At 69.6% G+C, this 19,583-nt stretch carries 13 protein-coding genes and 1 tRNA gene; 6 read left to right on the top strand and 8 right to left on the bottom strand.

Annotation, left to right across the window (positions count from 1 at the left end; all coding sequences use genetic code 11):
* Positions 1–224 precede the first annotated feature (224 nt).
* The 5 genes from IE307_RS34480 to IE307_RS34460 all read right to left on the bottom strand — a co-directional run bounded on the left by IE307_RS34480 (position 225) and on the right by IE307_RS34460 (position 5,751).
* Positions 225–1,196 (bottom strand): ribose-phosphate diphosphokinase, encoded by a 972-nt coding sequence (locus IE307_RS34480; RefSeq protein WP_191303808.1) that lies wholly within the window; start codon positions 1,194–1,196, stop codon positions 225–227.
* 14 nt (positions 1,197–1,210) lie between these two features.
* Positions 1,211–2,683 (bottom strand): bifunctional UDP-N-acetylglucosamine diphosphorylase/glucosamine-1-phosphate N-acetyltransferase GlmU, encoded by a 1,473-nt coding sequence (gene glmU, locus IE307_RS34475; protein ID WP_191303617.1) that lies wholly within the window; start codon positions 2,681–2,683, stop codon positions 1,211–1,213.
* 47 nt (positions 2,684–2,730) lie between these two features.
* Entirely contained in the window at positions 2,731–4,419 is a 1,689-nt protein-coding gene (locus IE307_RS34470; RefSeq protein WP_229905366.1) for a GGDEF domain-containing protein, read from the bottom strand.
* A gap of 32 nt (positions 4,420–4,451) precedes the next feature.
* A tRNA-Gln gene (locus tag IE307_RS34465) sits at positions 4,452–4,522 on the bottom strand.
* Between the two features lie 89 nt (positions 4,523–4,611).
* Positions 4,612–5,751, bottom strand: a complete 1,140-nt coding sequence (locus IE307_RS34460) for an alpha/beta hydrolase family protein (RefSeq protein WP_191303616.1) — start codon at positions 5,749–5,751, stop codon at positions 4,612–4,614.
* A 208-nt stretch (positions 5,752–5,959) separates the two neighbouring features.
* On the opposite strand from IE307_RS34460, the gene IE307_RS34455 reads away from it, so the two are divergent.
* A complete protein-coding gene (locus tag IE307_RS34455; RefSeq protein WP_191303806.1) occupies positions 5,960–6,559 on the top strand; it encodes a TetR/AcrR family transcriptional regulator in 600 nt (199 codons plus the stop codon).
* A gap of 162 nt (positions 6,560–6,721) precedes the next feature.
* On the opposite strand, the gene IE307_RS34450 is transcribed toward IE307_RS34455, so the two are convergent.
* The 3 genes from IE307_RS34450 to IE307_RS34440 all read right to left on the bottom strand — a co-directional run bounded on the left by IE307_RS34450 (position 6,722) and on the right by IE307_RS34440 (position 9,020).
* Positions 6,722–6,934 (bottom strand): hypothetical protein, encoded by a 213-nt coding sequence (locus tag IE307_RS34450; RefSeq protein ID WP_191303615.1) that lies wholly within the window; start codon positions 6,932–6,934, stop codon positions 6,722–6,724.
* A 435-nt stretch (positions 6,935–7,369) separates the two neighbouring features.
* Positions 7,370–8,479, bottom strand: coding sequence for a PQQ-dependent sugar dehydrogenase (locus IE307_RS34445; protein WP_191303614.1), 1,110 nt, complete (start codon positions 8,477–8,479; stop codon positions 7,370–7,372).
* Between the two features lie 7 nt (positions 8,480–8,486).
* Positions 8,487–9,020, bottom strand: coding sequence for a DUF4291 domain-containing protein (locus tag IE307_RS34440; RefSeq protein ID WP_191303613.1), 534 nt, complete (start codon positions 9,018–9,020; stop codon positions 8,487–8,489).
* 25 nt (positions 9,021–9,045) lie between these two features.
* Here IE307_RS34440 and IE307_RS34435 point away from each other — a divergent pair, with 25 nt between their 5' ends.
* From IE307_RS34435 to IE307_RS34415, 5 genes are all read left to right on the top strand, one after another.
* Positions 9,046–9,786: a maleylpyruvate isomerase family mycothiol-dependent enzyme gene (locus IE307_RS34435; RefSeq protein WP_191303612.1), complete on the top strand. Its 741-nt coding sequence runs from the start codon at positions 9,046–9,048 to the stop codon at positions 9,784–9,786.
* Between the two features lie 133 nt (positions 9,787–9,919).
* Positions 9,920–13,471, top strand: coding sequence for a transcription-repair coupling factor (gene mfd, locus IE307_RS34430; protein ID WP_191303611.1), 3,552 nt, complete (start codon positions 9,920–9,922; stop codon positions 13,469–13,471).
* Positions 13,472–13,485: 14 nt separating this feature from the next.
* On the top strand, positions 13,486–14,427 hold the full coding sequence (locus IE307_RS34425; RefSeq protein ID WP_191303610.1) for an adenine nucleotide alpha hydrolase family protein: 942 nt from the start codon (positions 13,486–13,488) through the stop codon (positions 14,425–14,427).
* Entirely contained in the window at positions 14,424–15,344 is a 921-nt protein-coding gene (locus tag IE307_RS34420; protein ID WP_191303609.1) for a nucleoside triphosphate pyrophosphohydrolase, read from the top strand. Before IE307_RS34425 ends, IE307_RS34420 begins: the two co-directional genes overlap by 4 nt.
* Positions 15,345–15,373: 29 nt before the next feature.
* Positions 15,374–18,544 carry a S41 family peptidase gene (locus IE307_RS34415; protein WP_191303608.1) on the top strand — a complete coding sequence of 1,057 codons (3,171 nt, stop codon included), beginning with the start codon at positions 15,374–15,376 and terminating at the stop codon, positions 18,542–18,544.
* Positions 18,545–19,583: the final 1,039 nt, after the last annotated feature.

Here is a 19,583-nt window from a genome sequence, read left to right as displayed (position 1 = left end):
ACCAGGAGCTGGCCACATGCAGGTAGGGGTGTCAACTCGACGAAAAGCGTGTCGAGTTGACACCCCTACCTGCATGCAGCGAGAGCTGTGGCGCGACTCGTGACGGGACCCCACCGCCCAGGCCTCCGGCTAAAGACCAAGGACGGCTCGCCTGCGGCGTCGCGTAAAGCGAAGGGGCCTCCCGCATCCGACAACGGACGCGGGAGGCCCCTCGGTTGAGCTGGTCAGGCGTTGCCGTCGAAGAGTGAGGTGACGGAGCCGTCTTCGAAGACTTCCTGGATCACGCGTGCGAGGAGCGGTGCGATCGAGAGGACGGTCATGTTCGCGAAGCGCTTCTCGGCGGGGATGGGGAGCGTGTCGGTGAACACGACCTCGCGGGCGCCTGAGTCCTGCAGGCGTTGTGTTGCGGGGCCCGAGAGGATGCCGTGGGTGGCGGCGATGACCACGTCGGAGGCGCCCTCGTTGAGGAGTTGCTTGACCGCGCCTGCGATGGTGCCGCCGGTGTCGACCATGTCGTCGATGACGATGCAGAGGCGGCCCTCCACCTTGCCGACCACTCGGTTCGAGACGACCTCGTTCGGGCGGAGGGGGTCTCGGGTCTTGTGGATGAAGGCGATGGGGGTGCCGCCGAGGGTGTCGGCCCACTTCTCGGCCAGTTTGGTGCGGCCGGAGTCGGGGGAGACGACGGTGATCTCGTGGCCCGCGTACTTGCCTCGGATGTGGTCTGCCAGCAGCGGCATGGCCCAGAGGTGGTCGACCGGGCCGTCGAAGAAGCCCTGGATCTGGGCGGTGTGGAGGTCTACGGAGACGAGGCGGTCGGCGCCCGCGGTCTTGAAGAGGTCGGCTACCAGGCGGGCGGAGATGGGTTCGCGGCCGCGGTGCTTCTTGTCCTGGCGGCTGTACGGGTAGAACGGCATGATCACGGTGATCCGCTTGGCGGAGGCGCGCTTGAGGGCGTCGACCATGATCAGCTGTTCCATCAGCCACTGGTTGATGGGGGCCGTGTGCGACTGGATGACGAAGGCGTCGCAGCCTCGTACGGACTCCTCGAAGCGGACGAAGATCTCGCCGTTGGCGAAGTCGTAGGCCGACTGCGGGGTGACCGTGACGTTGAGGTGCTTCGAGACCTCTTCCGTCAGTTCCGGGTAGGCACGCCCGCCGAAGAGCATCAGGTTCTTCTTCGGTGTGCCGGGCATCTGCGGGTTCACGGTCAGCGCCCCTCCTCTGTGTTCTCGTCGGCATTCTGCTTCGCCAGGGCCTCGGCTGCTGCCTGAGCGGCGGCCGTGCCTTCACGACGGCTGAGGACCCAGCCTTCGAGGTTGCGCTGAGGGCCTCCGGACACGGCGAGCGCGCCCGGTGGGACGTTGCGGCGCAGGACGGTGCCCGCGCCGGTGTAGGCGCCGTCGCCCACGGTCACCGGTGCTACGAACATGTTGTCCGATCCGGTGCGGCAGTGGGATCCGACGATCGTGCGGTGCTTGTTCACCCCGTCGTAGTTGACGGTCACCGATGCTGCGCCGATGTTGCTGTGATCGCCGATCGTGGCGTCGCCGATGTACGACAGGTGGGGGACCTTGGAGCCCTCGCCGATGGTCGAGTTCTTCGTCTCGACGAAGGTGCCGATCTTGCCCTTCACGCCCAGCGAGGTGCCGGGGCGGAGGTAGGCGAACGGGCCGACGGACGCGCCGTCGCCGATCACCGAGTCGCTGCCGTGGGTGCGCACGACGGTGGCCTTCGAGCCGACCGTCACGCCCGAGAGCGTGGTGTCGGGGCCGACGACGGAGCCGGGGCCGATCACCGTGCCCGCGCGGAGCTGCACGTTCGGTTCGATCAGGGCGTCCTGGCCGACCTGCACGTCCGCGTCCACCCACACCGAGGCGGGGTCGACGACGGTCACGCCGCCGCGCATGAGGCCCTCGACGATGCGGCGGTTCATCTCGGCGCCGACGGCCGCGAGCTGCACCCGGTCGTTGATGCCCTCGACCAGCCACGGGTCGGACGCGATCAGCGCGCCGACGCGCAGGCCGTCGCCGCGGGCGATGCCCAGGACGTCGGTCAGGTAGAGCTCGCCCTGCGCGTTGTCGGTGGACAGCCGCGAGAGGCCGTCGCGCAGCACGGCCGCGTCGAACGCGTAGACGCCGGAGTTGATCTCCTGGACCAGCTGCTCGGCGTGGGAGGCGTCCTTCTGCTCCACGATCCGCTGGACGGTGCCGTCGGCGTCGCGGACGATCCGGCCGTACCCGGTGGGGTTCTCCACCACGGCCGTGAGGACGGTGACGGCGTTGCCGGCGGAGCGGTGCTCGGCCAGCAGCGCGGTGAACGTCTGGGTGTCGAGCAGCGGCACGTCGCCGTAGCTCACGATGACCGTGCCGGTCAGGTCGCCCGGCAGCTCGGCCAGGCCGCAGCCGACCGCGTGCCCGGTGCCCTTCTGCTCGGCCTGCACCGCGACGGTGACCTTGCGGCCCAGCGTCCCGGCGAGAGTGTCCAGATGCTCAGTGACTGCTTCACGGCCGTGGCCGACTACGACGGCCAGGTGGTCGGGGTCTGTGCCGGCCGCCGCGCGCACCGCGTGTTCCACGAGTGAGCGTCCGGCGATCCGATGCAGCACCTTGGGCGTGGACGACCGCATGCGGGTGCCTTCCCCGGCGGCGAGCACGACCGTGCTGACAGGGCCCTCGAGCATCAATGCTCTCCCTAACAGGCTGGGTGGTTCGAAGTCCGCGGACCAGCCTAAGCCTCCGCGGACGGCTCCCCCGCCACGGCCGCAACCTGGCAGCCACCTTGGCGCTTCGCCACGTACATCGCCGAGTCGGCCCTCGACAGGGCCTGGTTCGCCGATTCGCGGGGGCGCAGGGAGATGACGCCGACCGACAGCGTCACCCCTCTGGAGAGGTCGATTGGCAGGCCTGCCACGGCATCCACGGCCCGGCCGAGTGCTGCTTCCGCGGCGTGCAGAGGGGCTCCCGGCAGCAGGACGACGAACTCGTCGCCGCCGTAGCGGGCCACCATGTCGTCGCCTCGCAGCGCCTGCCGGAGTGTGCTGGCAATCACCCGGAGAACATCATCACCGTCGGCGTGTGAATGCCGGTCGTTCACGCCCTTGAACCCGTCGAGGTCGACCAGCGCGATCGAGAACGGGTCGACCTGACCGGCGATGAGCTCGCCCATCTTGTCGTCGAGCGCGCGGCGGTTCGGCAGCCCGGTCAACGGGTCCTGCAACGCCTGCTGCGCGATCTGGCCGTGCGCGCGCGTCAGCCGTTCGTGCTCACGGCGCGTCTGCAACGTGGCCACGCGGGACTCGCGCATCTGCCACAGCTCCAGCTCCAGGGCCGCGTTGTAGGCCTGCAACGCCGACGTCGTGTGCGGGCCGCACAGGTGCGCGTACTCGCGCTCCAGCGACAGCACCAGCGACGGTTCCGACGTGTCGTGCTCCATCTGCGTGCGCGTGTCGTCGAGGACCTTCAGCGCGTCGTCCAGCCGGTTCGCCTCGACCAGGCACCGGGCCAGCGCGATCGCGACGATGATCAGCTCCCGCGCGTACATCGACAGGCCGCGCAACGACCACAGCCGGTCGAGGTGGCCCTCGTTCGGGCTCGTCAGCGCGTGGGCGGCGCCGAGGATCGGCACCTGCTCGGCGGCGTCCATGTCGCGCCTGCCGGGGTGCAGCGACTGCCGGAACGGCACCTCGGCGGCCTCGGCCAGACCGGACGCGACGCGGAACTGCTCGTGCGCGGCGTCGTGCAGGTTCACCCGTTCGAGTCGCAGGCCCCAGCCGATCCGCAGCCGGGCCCTGTTCACCAGGTGCACGTAGATCTGGTGGGGCTGGCCGCTCTCGCGCAACGCGTTGTTCGCGCCCGCCAGCACGTCGTCCGCCATCTCGTAGACGCCGAGCTGGGTCAGCACGAGGGCGATGTCCTGCAGCGTCGTGGCGAGCAGCTGGTCCCAGGTCCGCTTGTCGAAGACCGGGTCGATCTCGGGTTCCTCGTCGAGCATCATCGCGAGCGCCGACGCGATCTCGGTCAGCGCCTTGTCCTCGGCGTTGCCCAGCAGGAACCGGCGCCCGCGCAACGCCCGCGCGTCCGCCTCCAGCACGATCAGGCCGTGGCGGCGGCAGTGGGCGAGCATCTCGTCGAGCTGCGGGTCGGACATGTCGACGAGCCCCGGCGTGACCAGCCGGACCACGGCGGCGGCCCTGAGCAGCTGCGCGACGATGCGGGGCTCTCCACGACCCTGCGCCTCGGCGAGGATGTGGTCGATCTCGGAAGCCGCGTCCAGCTGCGCGGCGAGGTGGCTGCTCTGGGCCACGGCGACAAGTTCGCTCGCGCGGCCCACCAGCCACGCGTCGGACATCTCGTGATGGCGGTGGCCCACGTTGCCCTGCTCGTCGACCGTTTCCTCGGGCAGCTTCGCACCTCCCAAAGACCGCGACCCTGTGCCCTCAAGGCCCTTTGCTCCGCCACCAGGATTCGAACCTGGACCATCTGAACCAAAATCAGAGGTGCTGCCTTTACACCATGGCGGAACGGGCGAACTCGCGCACGCCCACGCGCACATGTTGTCACGAGTGGTCCTCTTCTTGTCCAACCACCACTCGCTCGGCTCAGTTCAAGATCACGGCTTGGCGCCGACTGACCTGGTCAGGAAGTCGCTCAGCGCACTTCGATACGTGTCCGTCGCCACATTCCACCCCGACGTGTGGTCCGCACCCGGGATCTCGACGTACCGCAGCGGCCACCCGAGGCCGTTCGCCGCGGTCGCGAGGTCGCGCGAGGACTGGGCGGGCACCGTGCCGTCCGCCGAGCCGTGGACGAGCAGCGTCGGCGGCTTGACCGCGGGCGGGTTGGCGATCAGGTCGAACCGGTCGAAGTCGATGCCGGCGCGCCAGCCGGACACGAGCTCGGCCACGGGCGTGAGCCACGTCGGCACGCCCCGGTTCTGCGCCTGCAGGTTCAGCGTCTCCGTCCAGTTCGTGACGGGGGAGTCGAGCACCACGGCGCTCACGGTGCCCGCGGAGCTGGACCGGGCCAGCGTCTGGCCGACGATCGCGCCGCCCATCGACCAGCCGTAGAGCACGACCTTCTTCGCACCCTGGCCCTGCGCGTAGTGGATGGCGGCCTCGACGTCGTGCCACTCGGTGTCGCCGAGGTGGTAGAGGCCGTCCGGCGACTTCGGCGCGCCGGCGTCGTTGCGGTAGGTGAGCAGCAGGACGGGCAGTCCGGCGCCGTGGAGCTGGGGGACCACCCGCAGCGCCTCCTCGCGCGACGCGCCCCGCCCGTGCACGGTGATGACCCAGGTGTCCTTGTTCGACGCCGGGACGAGCCACGCCGGCATGTCGCCGAGCTCGCCGGGGATCGCGACGTCGCTGTAGACCAGTCCGAGCGACGTCTTCGGGTTGCCCTGGTGGACGTTGGTCTCGATGCGCACCTTCGTGCCCTCGGACGGTGCGGTGCCATCGATCAGAGGCCGTTCCACGCGGCCGTCCTTGGCCGAGGCGACGTCACCGACCTTCGCGGTGCCGCCGGGCCAGACCACGCCGAACGTGCCGCGCAACGTCGTGAGCCTCGACTCGGCCAGGACGACGTTCTTGCCGTCCACGCCGAGCGCCGTCTCCGGGTAGCGCCGCGGCACCTCCTCCGGCTCGAGCAGCTCGCCGCTGTAGTACCAGCCGACGCCGCCCAGAGCCGCTGTGACCAGCACGAGCAGGACGAGCAACGAGGTCGCGGTGATCCGGATGATCTTGCGTCTGGCCATCCGTCGATGATGCCCGGTCGAAGTCTCGATTCCAGTCGACACAGCGAGGTGATCCTGAGAACTGCCCGAGAGTTTCCACGCGGGTGTGGCGCCTGGGGCTGGGGCCTCGGCTGGGGCGACGGACGTCCGCTGGCCGGGTGAACGGCGCTTGGCCAGGATCACCGCGCGGAAGTGACCTTTGTAGGCTGGTTCGGTGGCCAGGGTCAGGATGACGGGCAAGGAGCGACGGGAACAGCTCCTGGACGTCTCCCGCGCCCTGTTCGCCGAGAAGGGCTTCGACGCGGCGTCGATCGAGGAGATCGCCCACCGCGCCAGCGTCTCGAAGCCCGTCGTCTACGAGCACTTCGGCGGCAAGGAAGGCATCTACGCCGTCGTCGTCGACCGCGAGATGCAACGCCTGATGGACCAGATCATCGACGCGCTGGACGGCGGCTCGCACCCGCGTGAGCTGCTGGAACGGGCCGCCTGCGCGCTGCTGGACTACATCGAGGGCTCGACGGACGGGTTCCGCATCCTGGTGCGCGACTCGCCCGTCGCGTCGTCCTCCGGCACGTTCTCCTCGCTGCTCAACGACATCGCGTCGCAGGTCGAGCACATCCTCGCGCTGCACTTCGCGAAGCAGGGCTACGACCGCAAGCTCGCCCCGCTGTACGCGCAGGCGCTCGTCGGGATGGTCGCGCTGACCGGGCAGTGGTGGCTCGAGGCGCGCAAGCCCAAGAAGGACGAGGTGGCCGCGCACCTCGTCAACCTCGCGTGGAACGGGCTGTCGGCGATGGACCACAAGCCGAAGTTGCGCAGCCGGTCCTGAGCCTTTGGTGCATCTGCACGTACGACCGGCCTTGTGTTAGTGCACAAGGCTGAAGTCCGGGCGTGCGGTGAAACGGTCCGTGCCCGCTCGAGCGATGACTCCCAATGAACGGAAGCTTGACGTCCGAGCCGTTCGTCGAGGGGTCGAACGGCTCGGACGGACCTACGCGTTCCCGCTCAGCCTCCGGGTGCGGCCGTTCCTGCGCGGCCCGGCCTGCGGGTGCAGCGCTTTCGCGATCTCGGGAAGGTCCTTCGGGTCGGCGCGGTCCACGTACCGCCGCTCGGCCAAGTACCGGAAGAGCGGTCTGGACAGGGCGCCAACGCCGGTGAGAAGCGCGCCGCTCGCCATCAGGACGTTCACGAACTCTGGCCCCATCGACACCGTTCATGCCTTTCCGCCTCTGCTGGTCGAGAGCGGAAACGTGCCTCAGCTCGACCAGTGTGATCACTGGATCGAACTAAGGTCACCTCGGCAAACCGCATGCACCCCTTGTCAGGGGATGCAGAAGTCAGCTGATCTTAGTCGGTTGGATTTCAGGGGCGCGTTGCCAACGCAATGAGGGCCGTCTCTCCCTTTTGCTGATGGATCATCATTCCCGACTGGCCTTGACGATTGCCGATCGTCGCACCCAGGCCCGACTCCACCTCCCGCTTCGAGGCGGGCGACCTGGATCGGACCAGCTGCCTCGAAGATAGCAGTTCGGTCAACTATCAGGCGGGTTTTGTGCGCGGCCGGAATAGGATTTGGGAATACTTGCGGATCAGCTTGATTGGAGCGGTATTCGTTTCTGAGAGCGAATCAACGGCGGACCTACGCGTTCCCGCTCAGCCTCAGCAGCTTGTCGTCGGTCCCGTTCGACGACGTGACGTAGAGCGACCCGTCCGGCGCGGTCCTGGCGGCGCGCAGCCGGCCGTACTTGTCGTTCAGCTCCTCGGGGATGCTGACGTTCTGCACCTTGCCCGTGGCGTCCAGCGTGAACAGCAGCAGCTTCGAGCCCTTGAGCGCGGTGATCGCGAGCTTGCCGTTCCAGAACGCCGCCTGGCAGATCGCCTCGGTCGGCGAGCCCGACGACCACACCGCCGGCACGGCGTCGGGGAACCGCTGCAGGTCGGTCATGGGAACGCTCTCGTCGTACCTGCTCTGGGCGCCGCCCTTCGAGGGGTCCCAGCCGTAGTTGGCGCCCTTGGCCAGCAGGTTGACCTCGTCGTCGACGGACGGGCCGTGCTCGCTCGAGAAGATCTGGTCGCTGTCCGGCCGGAACACCACGCCCTGCACGTTGCGGTGGCCGTAGCTGTAGACGCGGCGCTCGTTGGCGTTGCCGGAGGCGATGAACGGGTTGCCGGCCGCGCCCTCGCCGGTCTCGGGGTCGATCCGCAGCACCTTGCCGCCCAGGCTCGTGCGGTCCTGCGGGTTGCGGGCCTGCGCGATGTCGCCGGTCGCGACGAACATCGTGCCGTCCGGTGCCAGGGTCGGGCGGCAGCCGGAGTGGCGGCCGCTCGAGTTCGACGGCATGCCGGTGAGCAGGTCCTTGGTCTTCGTGGCCTTGGTGCCGTCGAGGCGGAACGTCACCAGCCGCACGTCGTCGCTCGTGTTGTAGCAAACCGTGAAGCGCTGGTTGTCGGGGTGGACCACGAGGCCCATCAGGCCGCCCTCGCCGCGTGCCTGCACGTCGCCCAGGTCGATGTCGAGCGGCGTGACCTGGCCGCTCTTGACGATCTTGATCGTGCCGGGTCGTTCGGTGACCAGCATCGAGCCGTCGGGCAGGAACCCGATGTCCCACGCGTGCTGGAGCCCGCCCGCGACCTCCTCGACCTGGAGTCCGGCCGGCGCCGGAGCCTTCGACGGCGCGTTGCCGCCCGGTTCCGGTGACGAGCAGGCCGTGACGACCAGGACCAACCCTGCAGCAACGAGTGCGCGCATGTCCCAACTATGCGTTTTGTGCCGTGGTGGTTCCGTAAGGCCGTTCAACGGGCAGCAATGCGCGCGCACCGTCCAGGTCACGCGCACGCACCTTCTCGTGGATCTCGCGCGCAAGGGGCGTCACGTCGGTGATGCCGACCGTCCACTCGTGCACGTACTTCTGCACCGCCTCGCGCGTCAGGCCGATCTGGATGGACCGGTGCGCCAGCGCCTCGTGGTTCAGGCCGCGTTCCGGGTCCCACTGCACGCGCACGGACGGCTTGCCGGTGATGCTGCTCTCGACCGCGTTGGACACCGCCCAGTCGAATCCCGCACGGGTGATCCGCACGGCCAGCACGCGCTCCTGCCCCTCCTTGAGCGCGTAGCCGCAGCGGTACATCATCCAGAGGAACGACGGTTTGATCCACGTCATCCGCTCCATCTTGAACGGCGGCACGAACCGTTGCGCCGCCACGGCGGGACCGGCGATCGCCGGTGAATAGGCCTGGTAGACCACGATGGACTGATCGTCGTAGTCAGCCCGTATTTCCCTTTGCTCCACAGCGCCGGGATGTTAGACACCGCCCGTGCACAACGCCCTGGGATTTTCCGACCTGCTCCGCCTGATCGACGAACGATCGGCCGCCTTCCGCGCCGCCGTCGCCGCCGCGCCGAGCCTCGACGTGAAGGTCCCGACCTGCCCGGAGTGGACGCTCGCCGACCTCGCGCAGCACATCGGCGACGGCCGCCGCACCTGGGCCGCCACCGTCGCCGCGGGCCCCGCGAATGCGAAGGCCGCCGTCGAGGACGTCCCGATGCCCGAGCAGCGCGACGAGCTGCTGACCTGGCTGGAGGACGCGACCGCCGAACTCCTGGCAGCCCTCGAGGCGGCGGGCCCGGACCAGGGGTGCTGGGTCTGGTGGACCGGTTCGCCGCCCAACGCCGGCGCCGTCGCCCGCCACCAGCTCCAGCAGCTCGCGGTCCACACCTACGACGCCCAGATCACCATCGGCGCGGCGGAACCGCTGCCGGAGGACATCGCCCTCGACGGCGTCGACGAGTTCCTGCAGACCTGCGTCACGACGACGTCCCCCTGGCCGCACGAGCCCGCGACCATCGCCTACCACGCGACGGAGGGCCGGTCCTGGTGGCTGGGGTTCGACGAGGACGGCGCGCGCATCGTGTCCCGGACCACGCCGACCGCCGAGGCCACCGCCACCGCCAGTGACCTGGTCCTCTTCATGTACGGCCGCCGCGACCTGGGCGACGTGGAGAGCCAGGGCGACCCGCGCGTGTTCGACCGGCTGATCGCGTGGGAACCCGCTTGAGCCCCGCTGGAAACCATCCGATGGGGGTGCGCGGAACGAGCTAAGGTGGGGAGTGAGACCCCTCGTCCCAGGCAGGGGTCTGTCCGGCGTTGGCCACTCCTGCGCCGCTCCGCACTCGACCGGGGTTTCTCTCATGCCGCTGCTCGGCCTGCTCGATGGTGTCCTGCCCGACAAAGCCCTCCGCACGTTGATCGAATCGGCCGGTGTCCCCGAGCTGGAGCTGGACGGCCCGCTGGCCGCCCGCCCGCTCGTCACCGCCGCGCTGTCCACGGTCAGGCCCGTCCTGGCCGTCACCGCCACGGGCAGGGAAGCCGAAGAGCTGACGAACGTCCTCAAGGACCTGATCGGGCAGGACGAGGTCGCCTTCTTCCCCAGCTGGGAGACGCTGCCGCACGAACGCCTCTCGCCGCGCGCGGACACCGTCGGCGCGCGGCTGCAGGTGCTGCGGCGGCTCAAGCACCCCGGGGGCAACCCGGTCAAGGTCCTCGTCACGACGGTCCGCAGCCTCATCCAGCCGATGGCGCCGGGCCTGGGCGACCTCGAGCCCGTGCACCTGCGGGTCGGTGAGGAGCAGGACTTCGTCGAGCTGGTCACGCGCCTGGCCGAGAACGCCTACAGCCGCGTCGACATGGTCGAGAAGCGCGGCGAGTACGCGACCCGCGGCGGCATCCTCGACATCTTCCCGCCCACGGCCGAGCACCCGTACCGCGTCGAGTTCTGGGGTGACGAGGTCAGCGAGATCCGGCCGTTCTCGGTGCAGGACCAGCGATCGCTGCCCGAGGAGGTCCAGGGGTTCGTCGCGCCGCCGTGCCGCGAGCTGCTGCTGACCGACGACGTGAAGCAGCGCGCGGCCGAGCTGGCGGTGGAGCACCAGTCGGACGCGCACCTGGCGGAAATGCTGGAGAAGATCTCGGGCGGCATCGCGGTCGAGGGCATGGAGGCGCTGATCCCGGCGCTCTGCCCCGGCGAGCTGCAGCTGCTCACCGACGTCGTGGAACCCGGCACGCACGTCCTGCTCAACGACCCGGAGAAGATCCGGGCCCGCGCGGCCGACCTGGTCCGCACCGGGCAGGAGTTCCTCGAAGCCTCCTGGATGGCGGCCGCCTCGGGCGGCAAGGCGCCGATCGACCTGGGCCGCAGCGCCTACCAGGGCATCAGCGAGGTCGCGGAGGCCGCACGGGCGGGCGACCGTCCGTGGTGGACGCTCAGCCAGCTCACCTCGGACGCCAAGGACGTGGTGCACCTCGACGTCAAGCCGGTCGAGGCCTACTCCGGTGACGTCGAGCGGGCGTTCGCGGACCTCAAGGCGCACACGGCGACGGGAGGCGCGGCCGTGCTGGTCGTCCCCGGCGCCGGCACCGCGCACCGGGCCGAGGAACGGCTCAAGGAGGCCGAGGTCGCCGCGGTCTGCGTCGAGTCCCTCGACGAGGCGCCGAAGGCCGGCATGGTCACGGTCGTGCGCGGCGCGCTCGAGGACGGCTTCGTGCTGCCGGACCTCGCGCTGGTGGTGCTCACCGAGACCGACCTGACCGGCGGCCGCGGCGGCACGTCCACCAAGGACATGCGCAAGATGCCGTCCAAGCGGCGCAACGCGGTCGACCCGCTCGCGCTCAAGGCCGGCGACTTCGTGGTGCACGAGCAGCACGGCATCGGCAAGTACGTGGAGATGGTGCAGCGCACGGTCGCCGGCGCCACCCGCGAGTACCTCGTGCTCGAGTACGCCAGCAGCAAGCGCGGCCAGCCGGGCGACAGGCTCTTCGTGCCGACCGACCAGCTCGACGAGATCAGCCGGTACGTCGGCGGTGAGCTGCCCACGCTGAACAAGCTCGGCGGCAGCGACTGGAAGAACACGAAGTCCAAGGCGCGCAAGGCGGTCAAGCAGATCGCGGCCGAGCTCGTGCAGCTCTACGCGGCCCGCCAGAGCGCCCCCGGCCACGCGTTCGCGAGCGACACGCCCTGGCAGCGCGAGCTGGAGGACGCGTTCGCGTTCGTCGAGACGCAGGACCAGATGGCCGCGATCGACGAGGTCAAGGCCGACATGGAGCGTTCCGTGCCGATGGACCGCGTCATCTGCGGTGACGTCGGCTACGGCAAGACGGAGATCGCGGTCCGGGCGGCGTTCAAGGCGGTGCAGGACGGCAAGCAGGTCGTCGTTCTGGTGCCGACGACGCTGCTCGCCCAGCAGCACCTCAACACGTTCGCCGAGCGCATGCGCCAGTTCCCGGTGAACGTCAAGGGGCTCAGCCGCTTCACCGACCCGCAGGAGTCCGCGCAGACCATCGCGGGCCTCGCGGACGGCGAGGTCGACATCGTGATCGGCACGCACCGGCTGCTGCAGAAGACCGTGCGGTACAAGGACCTGGGCCTCGTGATCGTCGACGAGGAGCAGCGCTTCGGCGTGGAGCACAAGGAGCACATCAAGGCGCTCCGCACGCACGTCGACGTGCTGACGATGTCCGCGACGCCGATCCCGCGCACGCTGGAGATGTCGCTCGCCGGCATCCGCGAGATGTCCACGATCCTGACCCCGCCGGAGGAACGGCACCCGATCCTCACCTACGTCGGTGCGTACGACGACAAGCAGGTGGGCGCGGCCATCCGGCGCGAGCTGATGCGCGACGGCCAGGTCTTCTACGTGCACAACCGGGTCTCGACGATCGAGAAGGCCGCGAAGCGCATCCGCGAGCTGGTGCCGGAGGCCAGGGTCGTGACCGGGCACGGCCAGATGAACGAGGACAAGCTCGAGCACCTCATCCAGGGGTTCTGGGAACGTGAGTACGACGTGCTCGTCTGCACCACGATCGTCGAGACGGGCCTCGACATCTCCAACGCCAACACGTTGATCGTCGAGCGCGGCGACCTGCTGGGCCTCGCGCAGCTGCACCAGCTGCGCGGCCGCGTCGGCCGTGGCCGCGAGCGCGGGTACTCGTACTTCCTGTACCCGGCCGAGTCGCCGCTGACCGAGACCGCGCACGACAGGCTCGCGACGATCGCGCAGAACACCGAGCTGGGCGCTGGCATGGCCGTCGCGATGAAGGACCTGGAGATCCGCGGCGCCGGCAACATCCTCGGCGCCGAGCAGTCCGGTCACATCGCGGGCGTCGGCTTCGACCTCTACATCCGGCTGGTCGGCGAGGCCGTCGAGGCGTTCCGCCGGCACGCGGGGGCGGAGGGCGAGATCGAGGAGGAGCTCGCCGAGGTCCGCGTGGACCTCCCGGTCGACGCGCACATCCCGCACGAGTACGTGCCGGGCGAGCGCCTGCGGCTGGAGGCCTACCGCAAGATCGCGGCCGCCACTGACGAGGCCGCGCTGACGTCGGTCTGGGAGGAGCTCAAGGACCGCTACGGCACACCGCCGGAGCCCGTCGAGCGCCTGCTCGCCGTCGCCCGCCTGCGGCACGCCTGCCGCCGCCACGGGGTCACCGAGGTGATCGCGATGGGGCAGAACCTGCGGTTCGCGAAGCTAGACCTGCTCGACTCGCAGCTGGTCAGGCTGCGGAGGCTGTTCCCGAAGGCCGTCTACAAGCAGGCGATGGGCACGGTCACCGTGCCTAGGCCGACGGAGGGAGCGGCGGGCGGCCGGATGGGCGCACCGCAGCTGCGCGACCAGGAGCTGTTGAACTGGTGCGGTGCGTTCCTCGACTCACTCGCGGGGACTCCCGTGACCGGAGTCACCAAGGCGTGAGAGGGTAGATCCTCGTGAGCACTGTTCTGAAGCGTTTCTCGCTGGTCGGTGTTGCCGTGGCGCTGCTCGCCACCGGTTGTGGCACCGGGCCTGCCAAGGCCGGTTCGGCCGCGATCGTCGGCGACCAGACGATCGGTCTGGAGACCGTCCAGGACCGCACCGTGAAGGTGCTCAAGAAGGAGCCTGCCGCCCAGCAGATGCAGGACCAGGGCAAGCTCGACCAGGTCTCGAAGCTCGTGGTGGCCGACGAGATCTCCCACCGGATCGCCGCGCGGGCCGCCGAGCTCGAGAACATCACGGTCGACGAGACCAAGGTGTACGACGCGATCCAGGAGAAGGGCGGCCCCGAGGCCGCCGCGAAGCAGAGCGAGCAGGACGAGACCACGATCTACCGCCGTCAGCGCGACGTGCTGGTGATGGGTGAGCTCGCCCGCCGCAACCTCTCGACCCTCGAGGTCGTGATCGACTTCTTCCAGGTCCAGGACCCGAAGGAAGCCAAGGAGAAGGCGGCCGAGGTCGTCGCCGACTCCTCGAAGATGTCGAAGTTCGTGCAGGAGGCCCCGCGCACCACCGGTGGCCAGCAGGCGTCCGCGACGAACCAGCGGGTGCGCGTCACCGAGAACCCGTCGCTGGTGCACACGATGCTGTGGGGCGTGAAGCCCGGCACCGTCGTCGCGTTCCCGGCCGACGAGCAGCAGTCCAGCTGGATGGTCGCGCTCGTCAAGGAGCGCAACAAGGTCTCGGCCGCGCCGGGCCAGGAGGACCTGCTCGAGCGCATCGACCCGCAGCTGCTGGCCGCGTTCGGCCTGCGGATCGCGCAGTTCCTCACCGCGGACCTGAACATCGAGGTCAACCCCCGCTACGGCGTGTGGGACCCGACCAACGCGCAGGTCGTCGGCAACGTCGGCGAGCGGGCCGGTTTCGTCGGCGTGGCCGCGGTGAAGAACAAGTCTTGATCACCGTCGTAGTGCTGAGCGGGCGGCTCGGCGCCGTGCTGCCCGCCGCCGCCCTGTCCGCGTTGCGCACCGCCGAGGCCGTCTACGCGGGCGAGGGCGTGGCCCCGGAGTCCTGGTCCGAGCTGGGAGTCGACGGGCCCGCGCCCGCCGTCGTGCAGGACGGTGCGGTGGTGATCACGACGGACGCCTCGGCGTATCCGGGCGCTCACGTGATCACGACGCCGGAACCCCTCGGCGCCGCGTTGCTCGACGCGGCCGCGGTGATGCACCGGCTGCGTTCGCCGGGTGGATGCCCGTGGGACGCCGAGCAGGACCACGACTCGTTGCGCCAGTACCTCGTCGAGGAGACCTTCGAACTGCTGGAGGCCATCGAGGACGGCGACCGCGCGGCGATGCGCGAGGAGCTCGGGGACGTCCTGCTCCAGGTGCTCTTCCACTCCCGCGTCGCCGCCGAGGACGCCGAGGACCCGTTCGACATCGACGCCGTGGCGTCCGAACTGGTCGCGAAGCTCGTCGGCCGGCACCCGCACGTCTTCGAGGGCAACGACCCGGCCGTGCACGACGCGACCTCGCAGCAGCACCGCTGGGAGGAGCTCAAGCAGGCCGAGAAGAAGCGCGAGTCCAGTGTGGACGGTGTGGCGCTCGGCCAGCCGGCAGTGGCGCTGGCCGCGAAGCTGGTGCAGCGCACCGCCCGCGCGGGCTTCCCCGTCGACCTGCTGCCGGAGGGCGACGACACGGGCACGACCTTGTTCGCCGTGACCGCTTTGTCCAAGCTCGCGGGCGAGGACCCGGAGACCGAGCTGCGCCAGGTGTCGCGCCGGTTCGCCGCGAACGTCCGCGAGGCGGAGGCCAAGGCACGGGCCGAAGGTCTTGATTCTCTTGGAGCAGAGGACTGGCGGCGCTTTTCGCCCTCCTGAAACGGTGACCGTGGGCTAACGTCGATCACGTGACTTACCTGCGGTATCCGCATCTGCGCGGTGACTTGGTGACGTTCGTGGCCGAGGACGACGTGTGGCTCGCGCCCGTCGGCGGAGGACGGGCCTGGCGCGCGTCCGCTGATCAGGTCCCGGCCCGCACACCCCGGTTCTCGCCCGACGGCACGCAGTTGGCCTGGGCCAGCTGGATCGACGGCGCTCCCGAGGTGCGCGTGGCGCCTGTGGACGGTGGCCCCGCACGCCGTTTGACGCACTGGGGAGTGGCCCGCACGGCGGTGTCCGGGTGGACGCCGGACGGGCGAGTGCTGGCGGTGTCGACGCACGGGCAGATGTCCCGGCAGCGCAAGCACGCGCACGCCGTTCCGCTGGACGGCGGACCCTCCGAGGTGCTGCCGTACGGGTGGGTCAACGACGTGTCGTTCGGCCCGGACGGCCAGGTCGTCACGTCGTCCAGCTACATGCAGGACCCGGCGTACTGGAAGCGGTACCGCGGTGGCACGGCGGGCAAGCTGTGGGTGGACACCGAGGGCTCCGGCGACTTCGTCCGCGTGCTGACGGACCTGCAGTCGCCGTTGACGAACCCGATGTGGGTGGACGGCCGGATCGCGTTCCTGTCCGACCACGAGGGCGTCGGCAGCGTGTACTCGGTGCTGCCGGACGGCACCGACCTGCAGCGCCACACGTCGGGGGAGTTCTACGCCCGCAACGCCTCCACCGACGGCTCGCGGGTGATCTTCCACCAGGCCGGTGAGCTGTGGCTGCTCGACGGGTTGTCGGAGCTGCGCAAGCTCGACATCAAGCTCGGCGGGCCGCGCACCGGCCTGCAACCGCACCACGTCAAGGCTTCCGGCAACGTCGAGTCGTTCAGCGTCGACCACAGCGGCCGCGCGTCGGCCGTCGAGGTCCGCGGCTCCGTGCACTGGGTGACGCACCGCGACGGCCCGGTCCGCGTGCTGGCCGACCGCTCCGACGTCCGCGCGCGGCTGCCGAAGGTGCTGGGCAAGACCGATCACGTGGTGTGGGTGACCGACGTCGAGGGCGAGGAGGCCCTGGAGATCGCGCCCGTCGGCGGTGTCGAGACGGGCAACACCGCGCGCCGGATCGCCGCCGGTGGTCTCGGCCGCGTGATGTCGCTGGCCGCCGCGCCCGACGGGTCGCGCGTCGCCGTGGCCACGCACGACGGCCGGTTGTTGTTGGTGGACGTCGCCTCCGGTGAGGTGCGCGAGGTCGTCAACGGGGCGAACGCGCACATCACGCACCTCGCGTTCTCGCCCGACTCCGCCTGGCTCGCGTGGTCGCATCCGGGCCCGACCCCGTTGCGGCACATCAAAATGGTGAACGCGGCGGACCTGTCCGTCGTGGACGTGACGCCGCTGCGGTTCGCCGACTTCGCGCCGACCTTCACCGAGGACGGCAAGCACCTGGCGTTCCTGTCGATCAGGACGTTCGACCCGGTCTACGACGCGCACGTGTTCGACCTGTCGTTCCCGACCGGCTGCCGCCCGCACCTCGTGCCGCTGGCCGCCACCACGCCGTCGCCGTTCGCCCCGATGCACGGCGGCCGCCCGGTAGGCGACGAGGACAAGGACTCCGAGGACGACGACGAGAAGACGCCGCGCACGAAGGTCGACCTCGAAGGCCTCGCCGACCGCGTGGTGCCGGTTCCCGTCGCCGCGGCCGACTACGTGACCCTGAAGGCGGCCCGCGGCGGCCTGCTGTGGCTGCGTCGACCGTTGCTCGGCGTGCTGGGCGACAACCTGGCGTCCCCCGACGCCCGCCCGCCGCGCACGGTGCTGGAGCGCTTCGACTTCACCAAGCAGAAGACCGAGTGCCTGTCGGACAGCGCGGAGGCGTTCGCGGTGTCCGGCGACGGCAAGCGGATCGTGATCGAGGACCGCGGCGACCTGCGTGTCGTGCCGTCCGACAACAAGGTCGAGGACGACTCGCCCGACTACGTCGAGATCGACCTCTCGCGCGTGCGGGTCGTGGTCGACCCCGCGCTGGAGTGGGCGCAGATGTACGCCGAGAACGGCCGCCTGATGCGCGACCACTTCTGGCGCACCGACATGGGCGGCGTCGACTGGCAGGGCGAACTCGACCGCTACCGCCCGCTGGTGGCCGAGGTCGGCAGCCACGACGACCTGGTCGACCTGCTGTGGGAGGTGCAGGGCGAACTGGGCACCTCGCACGCCTACGTCTGGGGCTCCGCACCACACGTGCCCGCCTCCCGCCGCCAGGGCCTGCTGGGCGCCGACCTGACGCGCGTCGGCGACTCCTGGGTCATCGAGCGCGTGATCCCCGGCGAGACCTCCGATCCGCACGCGCGTTCGCCCTTGTGCGCGCCGGGCGTGGCCGTGCGCGCAGGCGACGCCATCGTGGCCGTGGACGGCCGCCCGGTCGGTCTGGCCGGTCCTGGCGCGCTGCTGGTGGGCACCGCCGGCAAGCCCGTGGAGCTCACCGTGCGTCCTGCCGGCGGTGGCGAACCCCGTCGTGTCGTGGTGGTGCCCCTGGCCGACGAGGAGCCCCTGCGCTACCACGACTGGGTCGCCAACCGCCGTGCGTTCACGCACGCACAGTCCGGCGGCCGTGTGGGTTACCTGCACGTTCCCGACATGATGGGCGCCGGCTGGGCGCAGCTGCACCGGGACCTGCGGGTCGAGCTGACGCGTGAGGCCCTGGTGCTGGACGTCCGCGAGAACGGCGGCGGCCACACCTCGCAGCTCGTGATCGAGAAGCTGGGCCGCAAGGTCATCGGCTGGTCCGTCGCCCGCGGGTACACGGCGTCCGAGTCCTATCCGCAGGACGCGCCTCGCGGCCCCGTGGTGGCGGTGGCGGACGAGTACGCCGGGTCCGACGGCGACATCGTCAACGTGGCGATCAAGGAGCTAGGGATCGGCCCGGTGGTCGGCGTCCGGACGTGGGGCGGCGTGATCGGCATCGACATGCTGTACACGCTGGTCGACGGAACCATGGTCACCCAGCCCCGGTACGCGTCCTACTTCAAGGGCCACGGGTGGGCGGTCGAGAACTACGGCGTCGACCCGGACATCGAGGTGGTCATGACGCCTGCCGACCGGGTTGCTGGGCGCGATCCGCAGTTGGAGAAGGCCGTGTCGCTGGCGTTGGAGACGTTGTCGTCCTCGCCTGCCGCTCACGCTCCGGAGTTGCCGCCGTTGGCGTGAACACCCCATCGTGTGACTAAAGAACTGTGACGGACTGTTCCATGTGGACGATCAACCAGATGGAAGCCGGGTCAGTCCGTCACAGTTCGGGGGTGTGCTGGAGTTGAGTCACCGTGATGAGCCGCGCAGTGGGCGTGGGTGTTTCGGGGCTGTGGTCTTGGTGCCGTTCTTGGCGCTGGGTGGGATGTTCGCTTTGATCGCCTTCACCGGGGGTGGGGGTGACGCGCCTTTGGCTGCGTCTGCGCCTTCGGTTCGGCCCAGTGCTTCGTGGTGGGTTGAGCCGGTTGAGAGTGGGGTTGCGTTGGCTACCGTCACTGAGACTGTGGTGGAGGGGGCTGGGCGGGAGGTCAAGGCTGCTCGGGTGGCTGCGCAGGAGCGGGTGGTGGGGTCTGTTGTGACCGTTACTTCGACTGTTGCGGTTTCTGGTGCGAAACCTGCTGCTAGTGGTCGGAATGAGCCTGGGGAGTTGGGAGAGGAGCCGGGAGAAGAGGAGCCGGTTCTGTCTTCTGAGCCTGAGATTTCGCCGGTGGTTACGACTAGCTCTCCTGTTGTGTCGACTGTTGTGTCCACTGTGGAGGCGCCTGTTGTCACGGCGCCGCCGTCGTCTACGCCTCGTGCTGAGGATCCCGTCGTGCCGCCTGTTGAGCCTCCTTGTGATCGGGCTGAGCCTGTTTCTGGGGAGATCGTTGAGGGCGCGCCGGTTTCGTAGGTCGTCTCCCTGTTGCGTTGGCGGCTGCCGGTTTCGTGTTCGTAGGTGGTTGGGTTGCTTGGGGATGTGTCTGCTGGTTCCTGGGGCTCTGCCCCAGACCCCGCCAATCTGATCTGAAACCGGGCCCGCGCCGTGCGCGGGTTGATGGCACGCCTGTTGCGTTGGGCGGATGCGCGTTGCTTGGTGGGTTGCGTTGGCGTGGTGGTTTCGTCCCAAGTCGTACCAAGAGCGGGCCACATGCAGGTAGGGGTGTCAAGCGGACGAAGAGCGTGTCCGCTTGACACCCCTACCTGCATGCAGCAAGTGCTGTGGCACGACTCGTGACGAAAC

The sequence above is a fragment of the Lentzea cavernae genome, assembly GCF_014653695.1.
GTDB lineage: Bacteria > Actinomycetota > Actinomycetes > Mycobacteriales > Pseudonocardiaceae > Lentzea > Lentzea cavernae.
This window is presented reverse-complemented; position numbering and strand designations above follow the sequence as displayed.